The organism is Variovorax atrisoli, assembly GCF_014195185.1.
Classification (GTDB): Bacteria; Pseudomonadota; Gammaproteobacteria; order Burkholderiales; family Burkholderiaceae_C; genus Variovorax; species Variovorax atrisoli.
Map to the genome: position 1 here is coordinate 393,798 of NZ_JACIBG010000008.1, position 20,748 is coordinate 414,545.

Here is a 20,748-nt window from a genome sequence, read left to right on the forward strand (position 1 = left end):
ATCATACGAAAAACATGCCAATTATCAAAATAAGATAATTGAGATATTATTTGTTCTTCGAAGCCAGACAAGCTGCGCCCCGTTATCGAAGGACGACAATCCATGCCACCCAACTCCCCCCTCCAGCTGCAGTTCAGCCATATCGGCCTGTATGTGACCGACCTGGACCGCATGGCCGGCTTCTACAAGCGCGCCCTGCGATTCACCCAGACCGACGCGGGCGACCTGGGCCCGGTGCAGCTGGTCTTCCTCAGCCGCGACCCGAGCGAGCACCACCAGCTGGTGCTGGCCACCGGCCGGCCCGCGGACATGGCCTTCAACGTGGTCAACCAGCTGTCCTTCCGGGTGCCCGACCTCGCGACGCTGCGTGCCTTCCATGGCCGGCTGCGGGACGAAGGCGCCACGGACATGCAACCCGTGACGCACGGCAACGCGGTCTCCGTCTACTGCCGCGACCCTGAAGGCAACCGCCTGGAGCTGTTCATGGACACGCCCTGGTACTGCGACCAGCCGCTGCGCGAGCCGATCGACCTGGCCCAGTCCGACGAGGCCATCCTGGCGCGGGCCGAAGCCATTGCGAAGCGCTTCCCCAAGTTCATGAGCCGTGCCGAGTGGCAGGCCGAGGTCGCACGCCGCATGCAGGAAGACCAGCATGTCTGAGCGGCCGCCCGTGTACGACGTGGCCATCGTGGGCCTGGGGCCCACCGGCGCCACGCTGGCCAACCTGCTGGGGGCGGCCGGCCGCTCGGTGCTGGTGATCGAGAAGGAAGCCGGCATCTTTCCGCTGCCGCGGGCCATCCATTACGACGGCGAGGTGCTGCGCATCTTCCAGGCGGCGGGGCTGCGCGAGCAGGTGCTGGCCATCTCGCGGCCGGGCACGCAGGGCATGCATTTCGTCAACGGCGCGGGGCAGACCCTGCTGATCCGCGGCGGGACCGCGGCACTGGGGCCGCATGGCTGCGCCAACAACTACTACTTCCACCAGCCCGAGCTCGAAGCGGTGCTGCGCGAAGGCCTGGCGCGCTTCCCGCGGGTGGACGTCCGGCTGCGGACCACGCTGAGCGCCATCGAAGCGGACGGCGACGGCGCGACGCTTCACTGCCGGGAGGGCGACAGCCACGGCAATGGCGGCCCGGCGTTCGAGGCCCGCGCGCGCTGGGTGGTCGGCTGCGACGGCGCACGCTCGCCGGTGCGCGAGCACATCGGCAGCCCGATGGTGGACCTCGGCCTGCGCCAGCCCTGGCTGGTGTTCGACGTGGTGCTGAACGAGGCGCTCGACCTGCCGCCGCACACGGTGCAGCACTGCGATCCGCGCCGGCCCATGACCTACTGCAACGTGGTGGGCGATCGCCGCCGCTGGGAGATCATGGTGCTGCCCGACGACGACCGCGAGGCGCTGGTGCAGCCCGACAGTCTCTGGAAGCTGGTGGCCCCCTGGGTCAGCCCTGCGCAGGCGCGGCTGGAGCGCGCGGCCATCTACACCTTCCATTCGGTGATCGCCGACGGCTGGCGCCAGGGCCGGCTGTTCCTGGCGGGCGATGCCTGCCACCAGACGCCGCCCTTCCTGGGCCAGGGCATGTGCGCGGGCATCCGCGATGCCTCCAACCTGGCCTGGAAGCTGGACGCGGTGATCGCCGGACGCGCTCCCGAATCACTGCTCGACACCTACGAATCCGAGCGCAAGCCGCACGTGCGCGCACTGATCGAGCTGGCCGTGCGCCTGGGCGGCATCATCCAGACCACCGACCCGGCCGCCGCGGCGGAACGCGACGCGCGCTTCGCCGAGGGCGAACCCGAAGTCTTCGAGCTTCCGCCGCAGCTGCTGGGCCAGGGCGCGTTCGATGCGCAGCAGCAGGACCTGGCCGGCCGCCCCTTCCCCCAGCCGCGCCTGGACGACGGCCGCTTGCTGGACGAACTGCTCGGCCGGCGCAGCGCCGTCATCGGCCGGCGCGAACTGCTGGCGCGCGCAGCGCCCGCCACCGCCGAGCGCTGGGCCCGCAGCGAGGCGCTCGTCATCGACCGGCCCGACGCCCAACTCGACGCGTGGCTGCGCAGCCACGAGGCGCAGGCCGTGATCCTGCGGCCCGACCGCTACATCGTCGGCGTGGCGCGCACGCAGGCCGAGCTCGACCGCATCTCCCGGCACCTGCCGGTGGCGCCATGACGATCCACGCCGCCGTGATCCGCCGGGTCCGTCTTCCTCGCGTTCGATCTTCTGCACCGAGCGGGCGTCGACCCTGAAAAAGGTCTGCCCGACACGGTGCCCGTGTCGGGCGCCCCGGCCTCCCACCTTCTCAATCCAAAGGAACCACCATGAAACTCATCAGCTACCAGTACAACGGCCAGGACAGCTACGGCGCCGTCGTGGGCGACCGCGTGGTCGACCTGCGCGAAGCCTTCGGCGCGCAGGCGCCGGACCTCAAGGCCTTCATCGCCGCGGGCCTGACCGCCAAGGCGGCGGCGCAGGTCGATGCCGCGCGAGCCACCTTGCCGCTGTCGGAGGTGCGCCTGCTGCCGGTCATTCCCAACCCCGGCAAGATCTTCTGCATCGGCCTGAACTACGGCGAGCACATCCGCGAGACCGGCAAGGAGGTGACCGAGAAGCCCGTGATCTTCCTGCGCGTGGCCGATTCGCAGCTGGCCCATGGCGAGGACATCGTGCGACCCCGCGTTTCCGAGCGGCTGGACTACGAGGGCGAGATCGCCATCGTCATCGGCAAGGGCGGCCGGCACATCGGCGAAGCGGAATCGTGGTCGCACATCGCCGGCTACAGCTGCTACAACGACGGCAGCGTGCGCGACTGGCAGCTGCACACCTCGCAATGGGCGCCCGGCAAGAACTTCTGGAAGACGGGCGCCTTCGGCCCCTGGATGGTGACGGCCGGCGAGATCGCGCCCGACCAGAAGATGACGCTGGTCACACGCCTGAACGGCCAGGAGATGCAGCGCGCCACCACCGACATGATGGTGCACAGCATCCCGCGCCAGATCGCCTACATCTCGGCCTTCGTCCCGCTGGAGCCCGGCGACGTGATCGTCACCGGCACGCCGGGCGGCGTGGGCAACAAGCGCACGCCCCAGGTGTTCATGAAGCCGGGCGACGTGTGCGAGATCGAGGTGGATGCCATCGGCGTGCTGCGCAACGGCATCCGCGACGAATGACGCGCCGCGCCCCATGAGCGCTGCCGACGAGGAACTGCACGCGCTGGAGGCGCGCCGTCGCGACGCCATGCTGGCCGGCGACGTGCTCGCTCTGGGCGAGCTGCTCGCGCCCGAGCTGCGCTATGTGCACTCCACCGGCACGGTCGATTCGCGCGACAGCCTGCTGCACAAGCTCGCCGCCGGCGCCATCGCCTACCGGGAGCTCGAGCTCGCGCCGCTCACCGTGACGCCGTGTGGCGACGCGCTCATCGTGGCGGGCGAGATGCGGGCACAGGTGCTGCGTGGCGGCGGCGAACTGCGGCAGGTCTTCAGCAGCTACCTGGCCGTCTGGCGGCGCCAGGACCGGCGCTGGCAGCTGGCCGCCTGCCAGGGCACCGCCCTGCCCGCCGGCTGAAACCGCGCAATGGAGTGACGCTTGCCAAGGCCTCGCACGGATCTGCAGCGCGGGGCCTTGCGGTCTGAGCTGTTCTCACTCGACCTTCGCTTCGGTCCATTGCGCCCCGTCGGTCACGCCTTCCCCGAAATCGACGCAGGTCCGGCGCGGGTTCCTGTTGACCATGAGGCGCACGACATCGCCGCGAGCGTAGTGGCCCGATGGGTCGTACGCCGCCTTCGCCACGGCGATGTTGGCGAGATCGATGTCGGCGTAGAGCAGGCCTTCCTGGTCCTGCGGCATGTGCGGCACCAGGGGCTGTCCGTCGGGCCCGAAGATCATCGAGTAGCCGCCGCCGGGCTTGCAGCCTTCCGCGTTGAGCAGCGCCACGCGCTCGGGCGTGTCGCACAGCGCGTCGAACATGTCCTGCCCGGTGACCGCGCTCGAGTGGAGCACGTAGCAGCCCCCCTCCAGTGCATAGATCTGGCTGGCGGCCAGGTTGACCTCGTGCCCGAGCGCATAGGCCTTTCCGCGGTACAGCGTGAACGACGGCCAGGACGCCACGTGCACCTGCTCGTGCATGGCGTACATCGCGTACTTCGAAAGCGGCTGGATGTGCTCCGCGCAGCACAGCGCGCCAAGACGGCCGACGCTGGTGTCGACCACCCGGAAGTCGGAACCGTCGCCTTCGCCGAACAGGGTGCGCTCCACGTGCGTGGGCTTGAGCTTTCGGCGCTTGAACACCATCTCGCCCTTGTCGCTGATGAGGGCCTGGCTGAGGTACAGTGATCCGCCCTCGATCTCGGAAAAGCCGATCACGACGTTGATGTCCGACTTCTTGGCCGCAGCGGCGATCGCCGCCAGCTCCGGCCCGTCGGCCCGCAGGGAGTTGGCGTGGTACCTGGAGACGAACTGCATCCCCCAGGCCGGCGCGCCGAGCCAGAGCCACCAGGGGTAGCCCGGGATGAACACCTCCGGAAACGCCACGAGCTTCGCACCGTTGGCCCCCGCCTCGGCGATCAGGCCGATGGCTTTTTCCGTCGACGCCTTCGCATCGAGGAACACCGGGGCCGCCTGGACGACGGCGACCTTGAAAGCTGTTTCGGACATCTGGATTTCCTTGACTGTGAGTGAATGGGTGAAGAGGAAGGGGCTCAGCGGCGGGGCATGTCGCGCCGCACGCCGAATGGATCGATGGCCCATCGCCGCGTGACGAGGCTCCAGGCGCCGCCGGGTGCGAACACCATGGTGGCGATGGCGAGCGAGCCGAGGCCGATGAAGTACCACGAGCCGTACGTGGCGAAGGACTCGCGCAGGACGAAGTAGAGGATCGTTCCCAGAATGGGGCCTTCCAGCGTTCCGATGCCGCCGAGCACTGCGATGAAGATGGCCGCGGCGGACCAGTTCAGCGAGAAGGTCGCATCGGGCGTCACCTGCAGCGTGTTCATGTAGGCCACGGCGCCCGCAAGTCCGGTGATGGAGCCCGCGATGACCCACAGCGCGAGCTTGGCCCGCTGGATCGAAACGCCGGATGCGGCCGCCGCGGCCTCCGAGTCCCTCACGCTCATCAGCGCCAGGCCCAGCTTGCCCCTGAGCATCAGGCGCGCGATGACGAGCGCGCCGACGCCGGTGATCAGCGCGGACCAATAGACGCCCGCGTTGCGCGTCCAGCGATCGAAGCTCGCGAGCGCCTCCAGCGGCATGCCGCCCCCCGCGCCCAGCCATTCGTTGTTGAGCGTCAGGATCCGCAGCATCTCCGCGAGAACCCATGTTCCCACTGCGAAATGCGCACCGCTGAGGCGGAACATCGGCAGCGCGCTCAGCAATGCGAAGAGCGCGGTCGCCGCCGTCGCGAGCGGCAGCATGATCCACGGGTTGATTCCCAGCCTGTTGGACAGCGCGAAGAGGGCATAGGCCCCCACGCCGACGAACATCTGGTGCCCCACGACCACCAGGCCGCCGTAGCCCGCGAGCAGGTTCCAGGCCAGCGCCATCGCGAAGACGGTGAAGATCTCCACGAGGAGCCGCTGGGTTGCGAAGCTCGTGAACCACGGCGCCACGGCCAGGGCGCCGAGCACGGCGAGCAGGACCACGCCGACTGCAGCCCTGCCCGCCTTGCGTGGCCTGGCCTCTTCCATCAATGCGAGCGAGTTCATCGCGAACCCTTTCCGAAAAGCCCTTGCGGACGCGCCAGCAGCGCGACCAGGAACACCAGGTGTCCGAAGAACGGGCCGAGGCCCGACGACACCTTGGCACCGAGGAGCTGCGCCACGCCGATGATCAAGCCACCGACGAACGTGCCCCACACATTGCCGAGGCCGCCGAGCACGACGGCCTCGAACGAGTACAGCAGGCGCTCGGGCCCCGCCGTGGGCGAGAACGGCGTCCTGATGCCGTACATCACCGACGCCAGCGCGATCACGGCGAGCACGAAGCCGGTGACCAGCGCGAAGAAGTTGCGGTCGTTGACGCCGACCAGCCGCGCCGTGCCGGGGTCGTCCGCCACGGCGCGCGCCTGCCGGCCCAGGTGCGAGTGGCCGATCAGCCAGCTGGTGCCCGCGAAGATCGCCACGCTGATCACCGTCGAGACGAGCGGCAGCAGTCCGATCGACACCCCGCCCAGGTCGAAGCCCTGCAGCGCGAACTCGCCGGCCTGAAGGCTGCGCGTATCGGCCGTGTAGAACTCCTGCAGCACGTTCTGCAGGACGATCGAGAGTCCGAACGTGAGCAGCAGCGGCGAAAGCGCGCCCCTGCCCACCACGCGATTGAGCAACACCCTTTGCAGCCCATAGCCGATGACGAACATCGTGGGGACCACGGCGAGCAGCGAGACGAACGGCCCGATGCCCAGGAGCTGCATCACCGTGCTGCACAGGTAGGCGCCCAGCACGATCAGGTCCCCGTGCGCGATGTTGATCATCTTCATCACGCCGAGGCTCAGGCTGAGGCCGAGCCCGAAGAGTGCATAGAGCGCGCCGAGCATCAGCCCGCCCGCGATGGTTTCGATGAGTGCCTGCATGTCAGATTCCAAAGTAGGCGTGGGCAACTTGCGCGTGGTCCGCATGCTCGGAGCTGCCCTCCAGCACCACGCGCCCTTTCTGGATGCAATAGAAGCGGTCGGACTCGGAAAGCGCGCGCTTCACGTTCTGCTCCACCAGCACGACCGCCAGGCCGTCCCTGCGTGCACGGCCGAGGAGTTCATAGACCTCGTTGACCGCGACCGGCGACAGGCCCAGCGAGATCTCGTCGCACAGCAGGTAGTCGGGATTGCAGACCAGCGCGCGCGAAAGCGCCACGAGCTGCTGCTGACCGCCCGACAACGCCGTCGCCGGACGGTGCTGGAACGCTTGCATCACCGGGAACTCCTTCATCAGCCGCTCCACGGTCCATGGCCCCTTGCGGCCGTTGCGCATCGCCAGCTGGAGGTTCTCGCGGACCGTCAGGCTGGGAAACAGCCGCCGGCCTTCGGGCACCAGTGCAATGCCGCGATCGAGCTGCTTGCGCTCCGGCTCGCCGCCCACGGGCCGGCCGTCGAGCAGGACTCCGTCCGCGCGAGTGCGCACCGAACCGACGATCGATCGAAGCAGGGTCGACTTGCCTGCCCCGTTCGATCCGATCAGGGCGACGGTCTCGCCGGGCCTGACCTCGAACGTGAAGCCGAACAGCGCCTGGAACAGGCCGTAGTACGCATCGAGACGGTCAGTGCGCAGCATGGCCGACCTCCTCGCCGATGTCGGAGCCGAGGTAGGTGTCCCTCACGGTCTGGTCGTCCATGACCGACCCGGGGTCGCCGTCGCAGATGACGGTGCCGCTGGCAAGCACCACGAGACGGTCGGCCGCCGACACCAGGGCGTGCACCAGGTGCTCGATCCAGAGGATGGTGACGCCGCTCTGATGGATCGTGACGATCAGCTGCAGCAGCTGCTGCATCTCGCCGTCGGTCAACCCGCCGGCCACCTCGTCGAGCAGCAGCAGGCGCGGCTGCGTGGCGATCGCACGAGCGAGTTCGAGGCGCTTTCGCTGCAGCAGCGTGAGCGTACCCGCCAGCTTGTCCGCGACGGGCGCGAGGCCACAGCGCTCGATCGCGTCCACCGCCAGGGCCCGTGCGGCGCTGCGGTTTCCACTGCTGCCGAAGGTCGCCGCGACCAGGGCGTTCTCGTAGGCGGTCATGCCCTCGAACGGCTGCGGAATCTGGAAGGTGCGCCCGATGCCGGCGCGGCAACGCTGCGCCGCATCCAGCGCGGTGACGTCCATGCCGTCGAGGAAGACGCTGCCGCCGTCACAGCGCGTGCTGCCGGAGATGAGCCCGAACATTGTGCTCTTGCCGGCGCCGTTGGGGCCGATCACGCCGATGAAGTCGCCCTCCTCGACGCAAAGCGAGAGCTTCGGGATGATGATCATGTCGCCGTAGCGCTTGGTCGTGTCGCGCAGTTCGAGCAGCATGGCCGTTCCTCAGCCGAGCTTCAGCAGTTCGAACTTGCGCTGCACGGGAATCTCCGGCGCCGTCTTGTTGTTCGTGATGAAGAGCTCGGGCTTGCCGGCCGCATTCACCCGCCACTGGCCGCCGACGACACGCATCTTGGAGACGTTCTTGATGCCGCTGGACGTGAAGTCGAGCCTGCCGATGATGGTGTCGTGCTTCATCACGCGCACGGCGTCGGCCACCTTGACCGGGTCCTTGGGGTTGCCGCTCGCCTTGAGCGCCTGTATGCCCGCTTCGAACAGCGCATGGACGACGCCCATGGGCTGCGTCCACTCGCGCTTCGTGGCGGCGGTGTAGGCATCGGCGAACTGCCTGGCCGTCTGGCCGGTGAGGCTCGACTTGAACGGGTAGGCGGGCGTCCACCAGATCTCGGTGGACATGCCGTCGGCGCGCGGGCCGAGCGCTGCGACCCCGCCCGGGAAGAGCAGGGCCTTGGCGACCGTCGCGACCTTCGGCTTGAAGTTCATCTGCGCGGACTGCTTGACGAACGATGCCCACTCGGGCGGGTTGAACAGGCCGGTGACGATCTCGACGTTGTCCTTCTTGAACGCCTGGATGTAGGAAGAGAAATCGTCGGCGCCCACCGGAAAACGGCCGATGTCCACGACCTTGTAGCCCGCCTTGGCGAAGGCGCCGGGCATGCCTAGCTTCATGTCGCCCATGGCGTTGCCCGGCACGTCGTTGCTGAAGACCGATCCGACCGCCTTGTTCGACGGCACGGCCGACCAGATGTCGAGGTACACGTCGGAGATGTCCTCGAGGCCCCAGAAGAAGTGGAATACGCTCTTGAAGCCCTTGGCCGGATCGCCCTTGAGCGGGAACATCCACGCCTGCCACGGGCCGACCGTCGAGATGCAGGGCACGCCGTTCAGCTCGCATTGCTGCGATGCGTTGGGGCCGATCGCCACCTGCGCCAGCATCAGGTCGATGTTCTCCTTGTTGATGAGTTCGGCCGCGATGTTGGACTGCCGGTCGGGGCTGCTCTGGTCGTCGCGCGCCAGGATCTCGACCTTGTATTTCTTGCCCCCGACGGTGAGGCCGTCCGCGAGCGACTTGCGCACCTGGTCGAGGATGAAGTCGTCGGCCTCGGCGAAGGGAGAGAACGGCCCCGTCTTCGGGCTGATGTAGCCGATCCTGATGGTGTCCTTGTCGGCTGCCCAGACCTTGCCGGCCTGGCCAAGGGCCGCCACCGCGCCGAGCGCCGCCGCGCCGCGAAGCAGCTGGCGGCGGCCGCCAAGGAGGCCGGTGGAGCCGGCGTTGTGCATGTAAGTGAATGTCTTCAAGGTGCGCTCCGTTGCGGTTACAGCCCTCCGCGAAGGCCTGGCCGAACTTTGCGTTTTTCCGGCGCGTGCGACTTTGCTGGCGCGGCCGGAAAAGTTGACTGGAACGGCCCTGCCCAGGGGCCGAAACGCGTGCGCCACCGTGGCGCGACCTAGGGTTTTCTTGGCATCAACCTTGCGTGATTTCGCTCAAACTCCGGGCATCCGGACTCATGCACCGGGCCCGCGCTGCCCGGGCACCGAGCAAGTGCAACGTCAGCCCCAAGGCGGGCCGCCATGTCGACCTCCACCGTCACCTCGACCTCGATCCTCGCTTCCACCGCCGGCCTCCGTCAGCACGACAAGTTCGGCTATTGGCAGGACGTCGTGTGCCGTGCGCTGGTCGATTTGGAGTGCCGGCCGATGAGCGGCATGGCCTTCGAGGCTTCCGTCGAGGGATCGCGCCTGGAGGGCCTGAGCGTTGCCCGCATCGAAGCTTCGGCGCACCGCGTCGAGCGCCAGCCTTCGGCCATCGCGCGTGCCAGCGAAGAGTCGCTGATCTTCAATTTCGTGCTCTCCGGCGTGGCCATGGCGCAGCAGGACGGAAGAAGCGTGGTGCTGAGAGCGGGAGACGGCGCCGTCTGCGACGCACAGCGGCCCTACTCGCTCAGGTTCGACGACACCTTCAAGATCATCACGATCAAGCTGGCGCGCTCGGCCATCGCGCACCGCGCCGGCAGCATCCACCGCATCACGGCCACGAGCTTCGGCGAATCGAGCCAGATGTGCCCGATCCTTTTCGGGTACCTGGTGAGCTTCAGCAAGCAGGCATCGCTCCTGCCGCCCGCTGCCTCGGAGAAGGTGGTCAGGAACTTCACCGAGCTGCTGGCCGCAGCCCTCGACGAAGTCATCCTGGCCTCACCGCTGCCGCTGTCCGAATACCGCGCAACCGCGTTGATGCGCGTGAGGGACTTCGTGGAGCGCCACCTCGACGTGTGCGAACTCGACACGGCCATGGTGAGCACCGCCCTGAATCTCTCGCCGCGCTACATCAACAAGCTGTTCGAAGCCGAGAACACATCCCTGACGCGGTACATCTGGCGCCGGCGCCTGGAGCGTGCGGCGGCCGACCTGCAGGATCCGGCGCGCGCCGGCCTCGGCATCTCGGCGATCGCGATGGCGCACGGATTCAACGACCTGAGCCACTTCAGCCGGGCATTCCGGCAACGGTTCGATCTCTCGCCCCGCGCCTACCGCGCCAGCGGCATCGCCTCGGGGGCGTCGACGGCTTCAGCTGCCTGAAGCGCCGGCCGCCAACCGGCGCGCGGGCAGATCGCGCACCGTGGTGGCACCGAGCAGGGTCATGTTGCGCACCAGTTCGTCGGCGAGGATCTTCAGCACGGCCGCCGCGCCCTGCTGCCCGCCGACCGCCAGGCCGTAGAGCGTGGGCCGACCCACGAACACTGCCGTGGCGCCTAGGGCCAGGGCCTTCGCGACGTCGCCGCCGCGCCGGATCCCGCCATCCATGAACACGGGGATGCGCCCGGCGACCGCACCTGCGACCCGCGGCAGCGCGGAGATCGCCGAGGGCGACGCATCGTTCTGGCGGCCGCCATGGTTCGACACGATCAGGCCGTCGATGCCGTGGTCGAGCGCCATGCATGCATCGTCCGGATGGAGCACGCCCTTGAGAAGCAGCGGCCCCTTCCACATTCCACGAAGCCACGCCAGCGATTCCCAGACGAGCGACCGGTCCATGGCGCGCGCCAGCAAGGCCGCCTGCATGCTGGTCGAACCCGCGCCGCTGCCGGAGGGCGTCAGGTTGGCGAAATCCGGCGCGCCGCGAGGTGCCATCCGAAGCGACCATCGGGGGTGGCTCACCAGGTCCCAGGCCAGACGGGGCGTCGGCCGGAATGGCATGCGAAATCCGTTGCGCAGGTCGAGCTCGCGGTTGCCGCTGACGGGAACGTCCACCGTCAGCACCAGCGCCTGGTAGCCGTCCGCCCGGGCCCGCTCGACGATCTGGCCCGCCATCTCGCGGTGCATGACGTAAAGCTGCATCCACTGCACGCCGTCTGGCGCGGCCGCGCGCACATCCTCCAGCCGCATGTTGGAAGCAGTCGACAGTGAAAAGGGAATGCCCGCATCGGCAGCCGCGACCGCCAGCAGCCGGTCGCCCTCCGGCCGGACGAGGCCGTTGAGCCCCGTCGGCGCAATGCCGATGGGCAGCGCCCATTTCCGGCCGAAGACCTCGACGGATGTGTCGACCTGCGTGGTGTCGCGCAGCACGCGCGGCGTGAGTTCGATGGCCGACAGATCGCCCGCGTTTCGACGCATGCAATGGCCATCGTCGGCAGAGCCTTCGATGTAGTCATGGACGAATCGCGGCAGTACCGCGCGGGCTGCGCGCCGATAGTCTTCGATGTTCAACAGCATGGGAGTCGATTGCGGCGTCAGGCGACGGAGCGTGCTTCTGCGAGGCGAACGAGAGACAGCAGGGTCTCCGTGACAGGCAGCTTGATGTTCAGGGGACCGGCCAGTTCTACGACGGCACCGTTGATGCTCTCCACCTCGGTACGGCGGCCGGCCAGCACGTCCTGCAGCATGGAGGGCTTGTGTCCCCTGTGGTGGTCGATGGCGTTCGCCACATTGGCCCGGCATTTGGCGGCGTCGACGTCGATGCCCAGGCGCAGCGCGACGGACAGCACTTCCGTGACGACTTCGTTCGCGAGGCGGCTGCCGTCTGGCAACCTGCCGAGTTCGTCGACCGTGCAGCCGGAGACCGCACAGATGCTGTTCAGCGCGGCGTTGAACGCGACCTTCTCCCAGATCGCCGCCCACACGGTACCGTCGGAGGTGCAATCGAGCCCGGCCTTCGTGAGCACTTCGGCCACCTGGGACACGAAGCGGCGCTCGACACCGTCGGCCGCCATGAGCCGCACGACGCCCTGGCCGTGGGAGTGCACGTGGCCGGGACCGACCATGTCCGCTGGCCATGTGGTGACGCCGATCAGCACCCGCTCCAGCGGCACGAACTCCGCGATCTTCTCGACATTGCCCAGGCCGTTCTGCAGCGACAGCACATGCACCCCCGGTCCGATCAGATGCCTCACCCCGGACAGGGCCGCACCGGTGTGCAGTGTCTTGGTGAACACCAGGAGCAGATCGGGGAAGCCGGTGGCATCTTCCGGTCGCACGGCCTTCAGCGCCGTGACCTGCCGGTCACCGCCGTCGGTCGCCAGGCGAAGCCCCTGGGTGCGGACCGCATCGATGTGCGCGTCGTTCACGTCGATCAGCGTGACTTCGTTGCCCGATTCGGCGAGCAGGCCGCCGAAAAGGGAGCCCATCGCCCCCGCGCCGACGATCGAGATTTTCATGATGACCTCTTCTGTGAAATGCCTTGCGGCGGCGCCACGCCCGGCAGGCTCTGGCCTCGACCGCGCTGCAGCAGCACGTCGCGCCCGGGAATGTGCCGGCGCACGATGAGCAGCGCGACCATGGCGAGGAACATCGCCGAGCCCAGCAGCGCCAGATACGCCGTGGCCCCGCCCGCCGTGATCACGGCGGCCCCTGCGAAGGCGCTCAGGATGGCGCCGAGGCGCCCGAAGGCCAGTGCGGAGGCAGTGCCCGTCGCCCTGACGCTGGTCGGGTACATGAATGCGCACAGCGCGTACATGGTGGACTGCACCGCGTTCACGAACATGCCGTGCACGCCGAATCCGAAGATGAGCAGGCTGGTCTCCTTTCCGACGTTCAGCGTCTGCAGGGCGAACGCACTGGCGGCTGCGCCTGCGCAGCACAGGACCAGCGGCCAGCGCGATCCGAAGCGGGAGATCGCCACCGCGCAGCCCAGCGCGCCGATCACGCCGCCCAGGTTGTAGGCGGTCAGTCCCGAACCGGCGACGCTCATCGAAAGCCCCTCCGAGGCGAGCATCGTCGGCAGCCAGCTGAAGGCGGTGTAGACGGCCGTCAGGCACATGAAGAACGCAGCCCAGGTCGCGAGCGTGTCGCGGGCCAGGCCGTTCGAGAAGAGCGCGCCGAAGCCGGCGCTCTTCTCTGCGTTTGTCTCTGCGGCCTGCTCGGCGGCATCGGTATAGCGGACGTCTTGCGCCATGGGGCGACCCATGCGCGCGAGCAGCCTGCCCAGTTCGCCCCAGCGCGCCGGATGCCGGGCAAGGAAGCGCGGCGACTCCGGCAGCGAGAAGAACAGGAGCACCGCCAGGGCCATCGGGAAGGTGCCGCCGATGAAGAAGAGCGCGCGCCATCCGAAGGCCGGCAGCACTTGTGCGGCGAAGAGGCCCGCCAGCATGCCGCCCAGGGGCACGCACACGATCGTGGCCGTGACGGCGAGCGTCCTTCGGCGCGCCGGGGTGAACTCGGCCGTGACCGTGGTCGAGCTCGGCAGCGCACCGCCGATGCCCAGGCCGGCAATGAAGCGAAGCACCGCCACGGTCAGCACGTCGGGCGCAAGGCCGATCGCGCAGGTGGCCGCGCCGAACAGGAAGACGCTCGCGATGACGGCCATGCGGCGGCCGAAGCGATCGGCGAACAGCCCCGCACAGGCGCTTCCGATGCCCATGCCGATCAGGCCCGCAGCCACCGCCGGGACGAAGGCTTCGCGCGTGATGCCCCACTCCTTGATCATCGAAGGAATCGCGAACCCGATGAGCTGGCCGTCGAATCCATCCATCACGATCGAGAGGGCGGCCAGGAAGACCACGAGCTTCTGCATGGTCGTGTAGGGGCCGTCGTCCAGCAGCCGGCCGATGTCGGCATTGCCCTTGAAGGCCGCAGCAGTGGCGTTCATGGGTGCCCCCGTGAGCTGGCAGCATTCGCCGAAGGGAAGTGATGGTTCATGTCTTGTCTCCATGTCGGGCGTTCGGCATGGCCTGGCGCCCAGGGGTGGGTCGACTCCTTCTGCTTCCGCTTCTTGGCGAGCGGTCGTGCACGGGTCAATGGGCGAGTTGGTCGAACGGCAGGCCGACGTAGTTCTCCGCCAATGCGGTCGACGCAGCGCGCGAGCCGGTGACGTAGTCGAGTTCCGCGATCTGCACCTTGTGCTGGAATTCGTCGGCACCCGGGAAGCGATGCAGCATCGAGGTCATCCACCAGGAGAAGCGCTGCGCCTTCCAGATGCGCCGCAGCGCGATGTCGCTGTAGCGTTCGAGCAGGTCTTCGCGGCCCGACTTGTAGAACTCCCCGAACGCACGAGCGAGAACGCGCACGTCGGCGACCGCCAGGTTCAGGCCTTTCGCGCCGGTCGGGGGCACCACGTGCGCCGCGTCCCCCGCCAGGAACAGGCGGCCGTACTGCATCGGCTCGGTCACGAAGCTGCGCATGCCGACGACGGTCTTGCTGAAGATCTCGCCTTCGATGGGCGCCCAGCCGTCGCGGGTGGCCAGGCGCGCGCGCAGTTCGCTCCAGATGCGGTCGTCCGACCAGTTCTCGATCTTGTCCGTGGGCTCGCACTGAAGGTACATGCGCTGCACTTCGGGCGAACGGGTGCTGACGAGCGCGAACCCGCGCTCGCTCAGCGCGTAGATCAGCTCGTCGGAAGACGGCGGCGCCTTGCAGAGGATGCCGAGCCAGCCGAACGGATAGAGCCGCTCGAAGCCCTTCAACACGCCCTTGGGAATCAAGGGCCGGCTGACGCCCTGCGTGCCGTCGCAGCCGGCGATGAAGTCGGCCTCGATGGTTTGCAGCTCGCCGCCGGGCTGCCGAAAGCGAACGCTCGGCGAGGTGGAGTCCAGCCCGTGCAGGCTCACTTCCGACACTTCGAACCGGATGTCGCCGCCCGATGCCAGGCGCACCTCCACCAGATCCTTGATGACCTCGTGCTGCGCGTACACCATGACGGCCTTGCCGCCGGTCAGCTCCGGGAAATCGATGCGGCGGTCGATGCCGTCGAAACGCAGGATCGTTCCTTCATGCCGGAAGCCCTCGCGTTGCATGCGGGCGCCCGCGCCGATCTCCTTCATGAGATCGATGGTCCCCTGTTCCAGCACGCCGGCGCGGATCGTGGCCTCGATCGCCTCGCGGCTGCGCGTTTCCAGGACGATCGACTCGATGCCCTGGAGGTGGAGGATCTGCGAGAGCATCAGCCCCGCGGGGCCTGCGCCGATGATGGCGACTTGCGTTTTCATGAGGTGGACCTTCAGTCGAGGCGGATCTGGTTCTTGCGGATCAGCGCGCCCCAGCGCTCGCGTTCCGCATGCACATAGGAAGTCATCTGCTGCGGCGTGCCGGGCAGTGCTTCGAGCGACAGGGTTTCCAGCCGCGCCTTCACCGGCGTGGAGGCGAGCGCGGCCTGCAGCGTCTTGTTCAGTGCCGCGACGGTTTCGGGCGGAGTCCCCTTGGGAACGACCAGCCCCTGCCAGGCGGAGGCATCGAAGCCGCTCAGGCCCTGCTCAGAAAGCGTGGGAACGTCGGGGAAGTTCTTCAGGCGTTCCTTGCTGGCCACGCCCAGTGCCTTGAGCTTGCCCGACACCACGTACTGCTGGACCGTGGCGCTGTCCATGAGCGCGAACGGAATCTGGCCTCCCACGAGATCGATGACAGCCGGCGCGCCGCCGCGGTAGGCCACGTGCTGCAGCGCGAGCCCGGTGCGTTCCTTGAACAGTTCCGCGGCCAGGTGCTGGGGACTGCCGGCTCCCGCCGATGCGAAGTTCGCACCGTTGGGGTTGGCCTTGACCCACGCGATGAACTCCTTCAGGTTGTTCGCGGGGTTGCTCGGATGAACGACCAGCAGCAGCGGGAATCTCGCGAGCATGCCCACCGGCACGAAGTCCTTCTCCGCGTCGTATGGCAGCTTGGCGAACAGTGCCGGGTTGGCCGCCAGCGTGGCGAAGTCGGCGGTGAACATGATGTTCCCGTAGTCCTTCGATTTCGCCACGTAGTCGGCGGCGATGTTCGTTGCGGCACCGGGCTTGTTGCTCACGATGATCGTGCGCTTCAACGACTTGCCCATCTCCTCGGCGATCGTTCGTGCCACGGTGTCGGAGCCGCCGCCGGCGGCATAGCCGACGACCCATTCGATCGGCTTTTGATCCTGTGCGAGCGCCACGGCGGGCGCGGCGGCCAGGGTGATCATTGCGCAGGCGAGTGCCCGGCGGCTCATCGAACCAAACTTCATTTCTCTTGTCTCCGGTTTTAAGAATCGGTGTGCGGCGGCTTTGCAGCCGCATGCTTTCGCTCGTCCACCTCGGCGCTTTGCCGACGGTGAGATGACGCCCGGCGATGACGCCGGTGCGTCTGTGCGCTTGTGCGCCTGTGCGTGTCCTAGAAGGGGTATTGGCGCGGCGTGGTCTGCACCGTCAGCCAGCGCAGCTCGGTGAACGCCTCCACGCCGGCCTTGCCGCCGAAGCGGCCGATGCCGCTGCCCTTGACGCCGCCGAACGGCATCTGTGCTTCGTCATGGACGGTGGGGCCGTTCACATGGCAGATGCCCGACTCGATGCGCCCCGCCACCTGGATGGCGCGCGCCACGTCGCGGCCGAACACCGCGGCTGCGAGGCCGTACTCGTTGTCGTTGGCGCAGGCAACCGCTGCTTCCACGCCGCGGACGCGAACGATGCCCTTCACAGGGCCGAACGCCTCTTCCCGGAAGATGCGCATCTCCGAGGTGACGTGATCGAGCAGCGTCGCGGGCATCAGCGTGTCCTTCGCCTTGCCGCCGATGACGAGCTTGGCGCCCTTGGCAAGCGCATCGTCGATCAGTTCGTTGCAGCGGTTGACCGTGCTCAGGTCGACCACCGAACCGAGCACCACGGGCCCCTGCCGCGGATCGCCCAGCGGCAGGCTTGCGGCCCGGGCGCTGAGCTTGGCGACGAACTCGTCGGCGATGCTCTCGTCGACGACGATGCGCTCGGTCGACATGCAGATCTGTCCGGAGTTGGCGAAGGCACCGAACACCGCCGCATTGACGGCTGCATCGACATCGGCGTCGTCCAGGATCACCAGCGGGGCCTTGCCGCCGAGTTCGAGCACGACCGGCTTGAGGTACTTGGCGCAGGTGGCTGCGATGAGCTTGCCGACGTGGGTCGAGCCCGTGAAGTTGACGCGTCGGACCGCGGGGTGCGCCACCATCGCTTCGACGACGGCGGCGGCGTCCGCGGGCGCGTTGGTCACGAAGTTCACCACGCCCTTGGGAAGCCCCGCCTCCTGCAGCGCCTCGATGATCAGCCCGTGCGTGGCGGGGCAGATCTCGCTGCCCTTGAGAACCACCGTGTTGCCGCAGGCCAGCGGCGTCGCGATGGCTCGCACGGCCAGGATCACCGGCGCGTTCCAGGGCGCGATGCCGAGGACCACACCCGCAGGCTGCCGCACGGCCATGGCCATGTTGCCCGGCACGTCCGAGGGGATGACCTCGCCGCTGATCTGGGTGGTGAGCGATGCGGCTTCCAGCAGCATGCCTGCGGCGAGGTGGACATTGAAACCTGCCCAGATGGCCGATGCGCCGGTCTCGGCGGCCACGGCCGCGGCGAAGGCCTCGGCCTTGGCTTCCAGTGCGTGCGAAGCCTTCATGAGCAGCGCCCTGCGTTCGCTGGGGCCGGTGGTCGACCAGGTCCTGAAGGCCTCGGCTGCGGCATCCACCGCGGCAACGGCGTCCTGCGTCGTCGCCGCGGGGGCGATCGTCGCCACGCTGCCGTCCAGAGGGTTGCGCCGCTCAAAGGTTGCGCCGTCGCGGGCGTCCGTGCGCTCGCCATTGATCAACATCGAAATCTTCATCGGCTTGTCTCCGTAGGATGGTTTGAAAAAATTCCTCCCGCCTTTGGACGCGGGAACGATCGGCAAGGTCAGGCGACCCGGACCTCCACGACACAGGGCACGTCGCTGGCCAGGGCCTCGTCGAGCGCCGTGCGCAGATCGGCCGGGTCGGTCACGCGCACTGCGGCGCATCCCATTCCCTTGGCGAGCGACGGGAAGTCGAGGTCGGGCAGCTCGGTGCCCTGGACGACGTCGGTGGGCGAGAAGCCGAACACCGGCGCAAAGTCCTGCAGGGCGGCGTACCGCCGGTTGTTCAGGATCACGAAGGTGATCGGCAGCCTGTTCTGCGCAGCGCTCCAGAGCGCCTGGATGGAGTACATGCTCGATCCGTCGCCGATCAGGCAGACGACCCGGCTGCCGGGCTTGCCCAATGCAACACCCACGGACGCAGGCATGCCGTAGCCGAGGCCGCCGCTGTCCATCGTGTAGAAGGTCTCGCTGCGGGTGAAGGGCAGGTGGGCCTGCATCACGGGCCGTGCGCTCGGCGCCTCTTCGACCACGATGTGTTCCGGCCTTCTTGCCTCCGCGAGCGTCTGCAGCACGTAGGCGACCGACATCAGCGGCGTCGGCTCCGCACGCGGTGCGGCCTTTCTCGCGGGGGGCAGAGGACGCGTCTTCTTCGGCGGCACGGCGAGCAGGTCCAGCAATCCCAGCCGGATGCTGCCGACGGCCGAGATGCCGACGGGCGCCCAGGCCGCGGTGTCCGGGTCCTCGGTCAACTGGCACAGCGCTGCGCCGGCGGGCACATGAGGGCCCGCGCCTTCGACGTGGTAGGCGAAGGCCGGCGCGCCGATGGCGAGGATGAGATCGTGGCCTTCGAGCAGTTCGACGATGCGCTCGCGCATGGCGGGAAGGAAGCCGGCGAACAGGCGATGGTCTTCCGGAAAGCTGCAGCGTCCGGACATCGGCGCGACCCACACGCGGGCGTTGTGGGCTTCCGCCAATGCGACGACTTCGTTCCATGCGCCGTCCCGATCGGCGGCGGCGCCCACCACGAATGCCGGGCGCTCGCTCGCCTCCAGCGCGGCCGAGATCCGGGCGATGAGCTCGGGCTCCGGACGGGTCCGGGTGCTCACGGCCCGGGTCGGAACCAGCTCGGTGTGCTGGTCCCAGTCGTCCACGGGCACCGACACCAGCACCGGACCGCAAGGCGGCATCATGGCCAGGTAGTAGGCCCTGGCGATCGCGAGCGGCACGTCCTGCGCGCGGGCCGGCTCGATGCTCCATTTGACATAGGGCTTCGGCAGCTCGGTGGCCTGGGCCGACGACAGGAACGGGTCGAACGGAAGGATCGAACGCGCCTGCTGCCCGGCGGTGATCACCATCGGCGTGCGGTTCTTGAAGGCGGTGAAGATGTTGCCCATGGCGTTGCCGACGCCGGCCGCCGAATGGAGATTCACGAACGACGCGTTCCGGGTCGCCTGCGCGTAGCCGTCCGCCATGCCCACGACGCAGGCCTCCTGCAGGCCGAGGATGTAGCGGAAATCGCTCGGGAAGTCGCGGGACATCGGGAGCTCGGTCGACCCCGGATTCGCGAACACGGAGGTCATTCCGAAGCGGCGCATCAGGTCGAACACGGCCTCGCGAACGGTGATGCTGCCCGCGGCGGTGGCGGGGTGTGCGGGCGTCGCGGCAGCGGCGTGCGGTGCGGATCCGGTCATTGCGTGTTTCTTCCTGCTGTGCACCGCGAACTCGCAATGCTGTCTCGATGGCGGGAGTGTGGAATCGCGCTCCCATCTTGAAAATTGCCTTTTCGAGAAAAAGTCATTACCGTTTGGCATGACTTTCGATCTACAGCAACTCGTCGCCTTCAACGCCATCGTTTCGTCGGGAAGCCTCGGGCGAGCGGCCGACGCGCTCAACATCACCCAGCCCGCACTGAGCCGCACGATCCGCAGGCTGGAAGAACAGGCCGGGGCGCCGCTGTTCGAGCGCCACTCGAAGGGGATGCAGCTCACCGACGTGGGCCGCGCGCTGCAGCCGCATGCGCTGCTGCTGCAGCGCGAATCGGAGCACGCGAGCGAGAACATCAAGGCCATGCTCGGGCTGGCGAAGGGCACGATCCGCGTCGGCGCGGTCGGCAGCATCGCCTGCCTCGTGCTGCCTTCGGCCATCGGCCGGACCTGCAGCAAGTGGCCCAACCTTCAGGTCCAGATCATCGAAGGCGTCTGGGACCGGCTGGCGGACGCGCTCGTCTCGCACGAGATCGACCTGGCGCTCGGGGTCGACACCGAGGACACGGCCGAGATCGTTGCCGTGAAGGACTGCAGATGGGAGGACACCAGCTACGTCGTGGCCGGCCGCCACCACCCGCTGCGCAAGAAGCGCAAGCTGAAGCTGTCAGACACCCTGGGCGAGCGCTGGGCGATCCTTCCGAAGGGAACGGGGCCGTTCGAACACATGAAGAGCGTGTTCGCGCGGCAGAACCTGGCGCTGCCCAACGTGGTCGTCGAGACGCGCTCGGTCATGGCGCTCAAGAGCCTGATCGGGCATTCGGGCTTTCTCGGCTGGATGCCGGCGCCGATGTACGACGCCGAGCGAAAGGCCGGGCTGATCGATGCGCTCGACATTCCGGGCGCGAGCGACAGGAGAATGCTGACCGCCTTTCGCAGGCGCTCCGGCATGCTGCCGGGCCCCTCCGTCAAGCTGCTCGAGGAGCTTCGCGCGCTCACGGCAGCCTGAAGGAACAGTAGGCAACACGCGTC

General features: G+C 68.0%; 19 protein-coding genes. 6 read left to right on the forward strand and 13 right to left on the reverse strand.

Annotated elements, in window-relative coordinates:
• Positions 1-102 precede the first annotated feature (102 nt).
• The 4 genes from FHY06_RS26980 to FHY06_RS26995 all read left to right on the forward strand — a co-directional run bounded on the left by FHY06_RS26980 (position 103) and on the right by FHY06_RS26995 (position 3,556).
• Positions 103-660 (forward strand): VOC family protein, encoded by a 558-nt coding sequence (locus tag FHY06_RS26980; RefSeq protein ID WP_184606908.1) that lies wholly within the window; start codon positions 103-105, stop codon positions 658-660.
• Positions 653-2,164, forward strand: coding sequence for a bifunctional 3-(3-hydroxy-phenyl)propionate/3-hydroxycinnamic acid hydroxylase MhpA (gene mhpA / locus FHY06_RS26985; protein WP_184606909.1), 1,512 nt, complete (start codon positions 653-655; stop codon positions 2,162-2,164). Before FHY06_RS26980 ends, mhpA begins: the two co-directional genes overlap by 8 nt.
• A gap of 149 nt (positions 2,165-2,313) precedes the next feature.
• Positions 2,314-3,162 carry a fumarylacetoacetate hydrolase family protein gene (locus FHY06_RS26990; RefSeq protein ID WP_184606910.1) on the forward strand — a complete coding sequence of 283 codons (849 nt, stop codon included), beginning with the start codon at positions 2,314-2,316 and terminating at the stop codon, positions 3,160-3,162.
• 13 nt (positions 3,163-3,175) lie between these two features.
• On the forward strand, positions 3,176-3,556 hold the full coding sequence (locus FHY06_RS26995; protein WP_184606911.1) for a nuclear transport factor 2 family protein: 381 nt from the start codon (positions 3,176-3,178) through the stop codon (positions 3,554-3,556).
• A 75-nt stretch (positions 3,557-3,631) separates the two neighbouring features.
• Here the strand turns inward: FHY06_RS26995 and FHY06_RS27000 are convergent, their stop codons facing one another.
• The 6 genes from FHY06_RS27000 to FHY06_RS27025 are packed head-to-tail and all read right to left on the reverse strand — an operon-like array spanning position 3,632 to position 9,301.
• Positions 3,632-4,645, reverse strand: coding sequence for a nitrilase (locus tag FHY06_RS27000; protein ID WP_184606912.1), 1,014 nt, complete (start codon positions 4,643-4,645; stop codon positions 3,632-3,634).
• Between the two features lie 44 nt (positions 4,646-4,689).
• The gene (locus FHY06_RS27005) at positions 4,690-5,691 is read right to left on the reverse strand and encodes a branched-chain amino acid ABC transporter permease (RefSeq protein ID WP_260310705.1); all 1,002 of its coding nucleotides are present in this window, start codon (positions 5,689-5,691) and stop codon (positions 4,690-4,692) included.
• Positions 5,688-6,554, reverse strand: a complete 867-nt coding sequence (locus FHY06_RS27010) for a branched-chain amino acid ABC transporter permease (RefSeq protein ID WP_184606913.1) — start codon at positions 6,552-6,554, stop codon at positions 5,688-5,690. The genes FHY06_RS27005 and FHY06_RS27010 overlap by 4 nt, the downstream gene beginning before the upstream one ends.
• Before the next feature lies 1 nt (position 6,555).
• A complete protein-coding gene (locus tag FHY06_RS27015; RefSeq protein WP_019658043.1) occupies positions 6,556-7,248 on the reverse strand; it encodes an ABC transporter ATP-binding protein in 693 nt (230 codons plus the stop codon).
• Positions 7,235-7,978 carry an ABC transporter ATP-binding protein gene (locus FHY06_RS27020; RefSeq protein ID WP_184606914.1) on the reverse strand — a complete coding sequence of 248 codons (744 nt, stop codon included), beginning with the start codon at positions 7,976-7,978 and terminating at the stop codon, positions 7,235-7,237. The genes FHY06_RS27015 and FHY06_RS27020 overlap by 14 nt, the downstream gene beginning before the upstream one ends.
• Before the next feature lie 9 nt (positions 7,979-7,987).
• A complete protein-coding gene (locus FHY06_RS27025; protein WP_260310706.1) occupies positions 7,988-9,301 on the reverse strand; it encodes an ABC transporter substrate-binding protein in 1,314 nt (437 codons plus the stop codon).
• Between the two features lie 273 nt (positions 9,302-9,574).
• Between FHY06_RS27025 and FHY06_RS27030 the strand changes: the two genes are divergently transcribed.
• Positions 9,575-10,579, forward strand: a complete 1,005-nt coding sequence (locus FHY06_RS27030; protein ID WP_126185817.1) for an AraC-like ligand-binding domain-containing protein — start codon at positions 9,575-9,577, stop codon at positions 10,577-10,579.
• On the opposite strand, the gene FHY06_RS27035 is transcribed toward FHY06_RS27030, so the two are convergent.
• The 7 genes from FHY06_RS27035 to mdlC form a co-directional block, all read right to left on the reverse strand.
• Positions 10,568-11,713, reverse strand: a complete 1,146-nt coding sequence (locus tag FHY06_RS27035) for an alpha-hydroxy acid oxidase (RefSeq protein WP_184606915.1) — start codon at positions 11,711-11,713, stop codon at positions 10,568-10,570. The two genes, FHY06_RS27030 and FHY06_RS27035, sit on opposite strands and share 12 nt — an antisense overlap.
• A 17-nt stretch (positions 11,714-11,730) precedes the next feature.
• A complete protein-coding gene (locus tag FHY06_RS27040; RefSeq protein ID WP_126185819.1) occupies positions 11,731-12,654 on the reverse strand; it encodes a ketopantoate reductase family protein in 924 nt (307 codons plus the stop codon).
• Complete coding sequence (locus tag FHY06_RS27045) at positions 12,651-14,084, reverse strand: MFS transporter (protein ID WP_184606916.1); 1,434 nt, start codon at positions 14,082-14,084, stop codon at positions 12,651-12,653. Before FHY06_RS27045 ends, FHY06_RS27040 begins: the two co-directional genes overlap by 4 nt.
• Positions 14,085-14,229: 145 nt before the next feature.
• Positions 14,230-15,420 (reverse strand): 4-hydroxybenzoate 3-monooxygenase, encoded by a 1,191-nt coding sequence (gene pobA, locus FHY06_RS27050; protein WP_184606917.1) that lies wholly within the window; start codon positions 15,418-15,420, stop codon positions 14,230-14,232.
• Positions 15,421-15,431: 11 nt separating this feature from the next.
• On the reverse strand, positions 15,432-16,409 hold the full coding sequence (locus FHY06_RS27055) for a Bug family tripartite tricarboxylate transporter substrate binding protein (RefSeq protein WP_184606918.1): 978 nt from the start codon (positions 16,407-16,409) through the stop codon (positions 15,432-15,434).
• A gap of 146 nt (positions 16,410-16,555) precedes the next feature.
• Positions 16,556-18,004, reverse strand: a complete 1,449-nt coding sequence (locus FHY06_RS27060) for an aldehyde dehydrogenase (protein WP_184606919.1) — start codon at positions 18,002-18,004, stop codon at positions 16,556-16,558.
• 68 nt (positions 18,005-18,072) lie between these two features.
• Positions 18,073-19,704 carry a benzoylformate decarboxylase gene (mdlC, locus tag FHY06_RS27065; RefSeq protein WP_184606920.1) on the reverse strand — a complete coding sequence of 544 codons (1,632 nt, stop codon included), beginning with the start codon at positions 19,702-19,704 and terminating at the stop codon, positions 18,073-18,075.
• 118 nt (positions 19,705-19,822) lie between these two features.
• On the opposite strand from mdlC, the gene FHY06_RS27070 reads away from it, so the two are divergent.
• Positions 19,823-20,725, forward strand: a complete 903-nt coding sequence (locus FHY06_RS27070; RefSeq protein WP_019658032.1) for a LysR family transcriptional regulator — start codon at positions 19,823-19,825, stop codon at positions 20,723-20,725.
• Positions 20,726-20,748 lie beyond the last annotated feature (23 nt).

What these genes read in the sequence shown, in the direction of transcription:
- FHY06_RS26980 (WP_184606908.1), top strand. Translation starts at nt 103, where the DNA reads ATGCCACCCAACTCCCCCCTCCAGCTGCAGTTCAGCCATATCGGCCTG.
- mhpA (WP_184606909.1), top strand. Translation starts at nt 653, where the DNA reads ATGTCTGAGCGGCCGCCCGTGTACGACGTGGCCATCGTGGGCCTGGGG.
- FHY06_RS26990 (WP_184606910.1), top strand. Translation starts at nt 2,314, where the DNA reads ATGAAACTCATCAGCTACCAGTACAACGGCCAGGACAGCTACGGCGCC.
- FHY06_RS26995 (WP_184606911.1), top strand. Translation starts at nt 3,176, where the DNA reads ATGAGCGCTGCCGACGAGGAACTGCACGCGCTGGAGGCGCGCCGTCGC.
- FHY06_RS27000 (WP_184606912.1), bottom strand. Translation starts at nt 4,645, where the DNA reads ATGTCCGAAACAGCTTTCAAGGTCGCCGTCGTCCAGGCGGCCCCGGTG.
- FHY06_RS27005 (WP_260310705.1), bottom strand. Translation starts at nt 5,691, where the DNA reads ATGAACTCGCTCGCATTGATGGAAGAGGCCAGGCCACGCAAGGCGGGC.
- FHY06_RS27010 (WP_184606913.1), bottom strand. Translation starts at nt 6,554, where the DNA reads ATGCAGGCACTCATCGAAACCATCGCGGGCGGGCTGATGCTCGGCGCG.
- FHY06_RS27015 (WP_019658043.1), bottom strand. Translation starts at nt 7,248, where the DNA reads ATGCTGCGCACTGACCGTCTCGATGCGTACTACGGCCTGTTCCAGGCG.
- FHY06_RS27020 (WP_184606914.1), bottom strand. Translation starts at nt 7,978, where the DNA reads ATGCTGCTCGAACTGCGCGACACGACCAAGCGCTACGGCGACATGATC.
- FHY06_RS27030 (WP_126185817.1), top strand. Translation starts at nt 9,575, where the DNA reads ATGTCGACCTCCACCGTCACCTCGACCTCGATCCTCGCTTCCACCGCC.
- FHY06_RS27035 (WP_184606915.1), bottom strand. Translation starts at nt 11,713, where the DNA reads ATGCTGTTGAACATCGAAGACTATCGGCGCGCAGCCCGCGCGGTACTG.
- FHY06_RS27040 (WP_126185819.1), bottom strand. Translation starts at nt 12,654, where the DNA reads ATGAAAATCTCGATCGTCGGCGCGGGGGCGATGGGCTCCCTTTTCGGC.
- FHY06_RS27045 (WP_184606916.1), bottom strand. Translation starts at nt 14,084, where the DNA reads ATGAACGCCACTGCTGCGGCCTTCAAGGGCAATGCCGACATCGGCCGG.
- pobA (WP_184606917.1), bottom strand. Translation starts at nt 15,420, where the DNA reads ATGAAAACGCAAGTCGCCATCATCGGCGCAGGCCCCGCGGGGCTGATG.
- FHY06_RS27055 (WP_184606918.1), bottom strand. Translation starts at nt 16,409, where the DNA reads ATGAAGTTTGGTTCGATGAGCCGCCGGGCACTCGCCTGCGCAATGATC.
- FHY06_RS27060 (WP_184606919.1), bottom strand. Translation starts at nt 18,004, where the DNA reads ATGAAGATTTCGATGTTGATCAATGGCGAGCGCACGGACGCCCGCGAC.
- mdlC (WP_184606920.1), bottom strand. Translation starts at nt 19,704, where the DNA reads ATGACCGGATCCGCACCGCACGCCGCTGCCGCGACGCCCGCACACCCC.
- FHY06_RS27070 (WP_019658032.1), top strand. Translation starts at nt 19,823, where the DNA reads ATGACTTTCGATCTACAGCAACTCGTCGCCTTCAACGCCATCGTTTCG.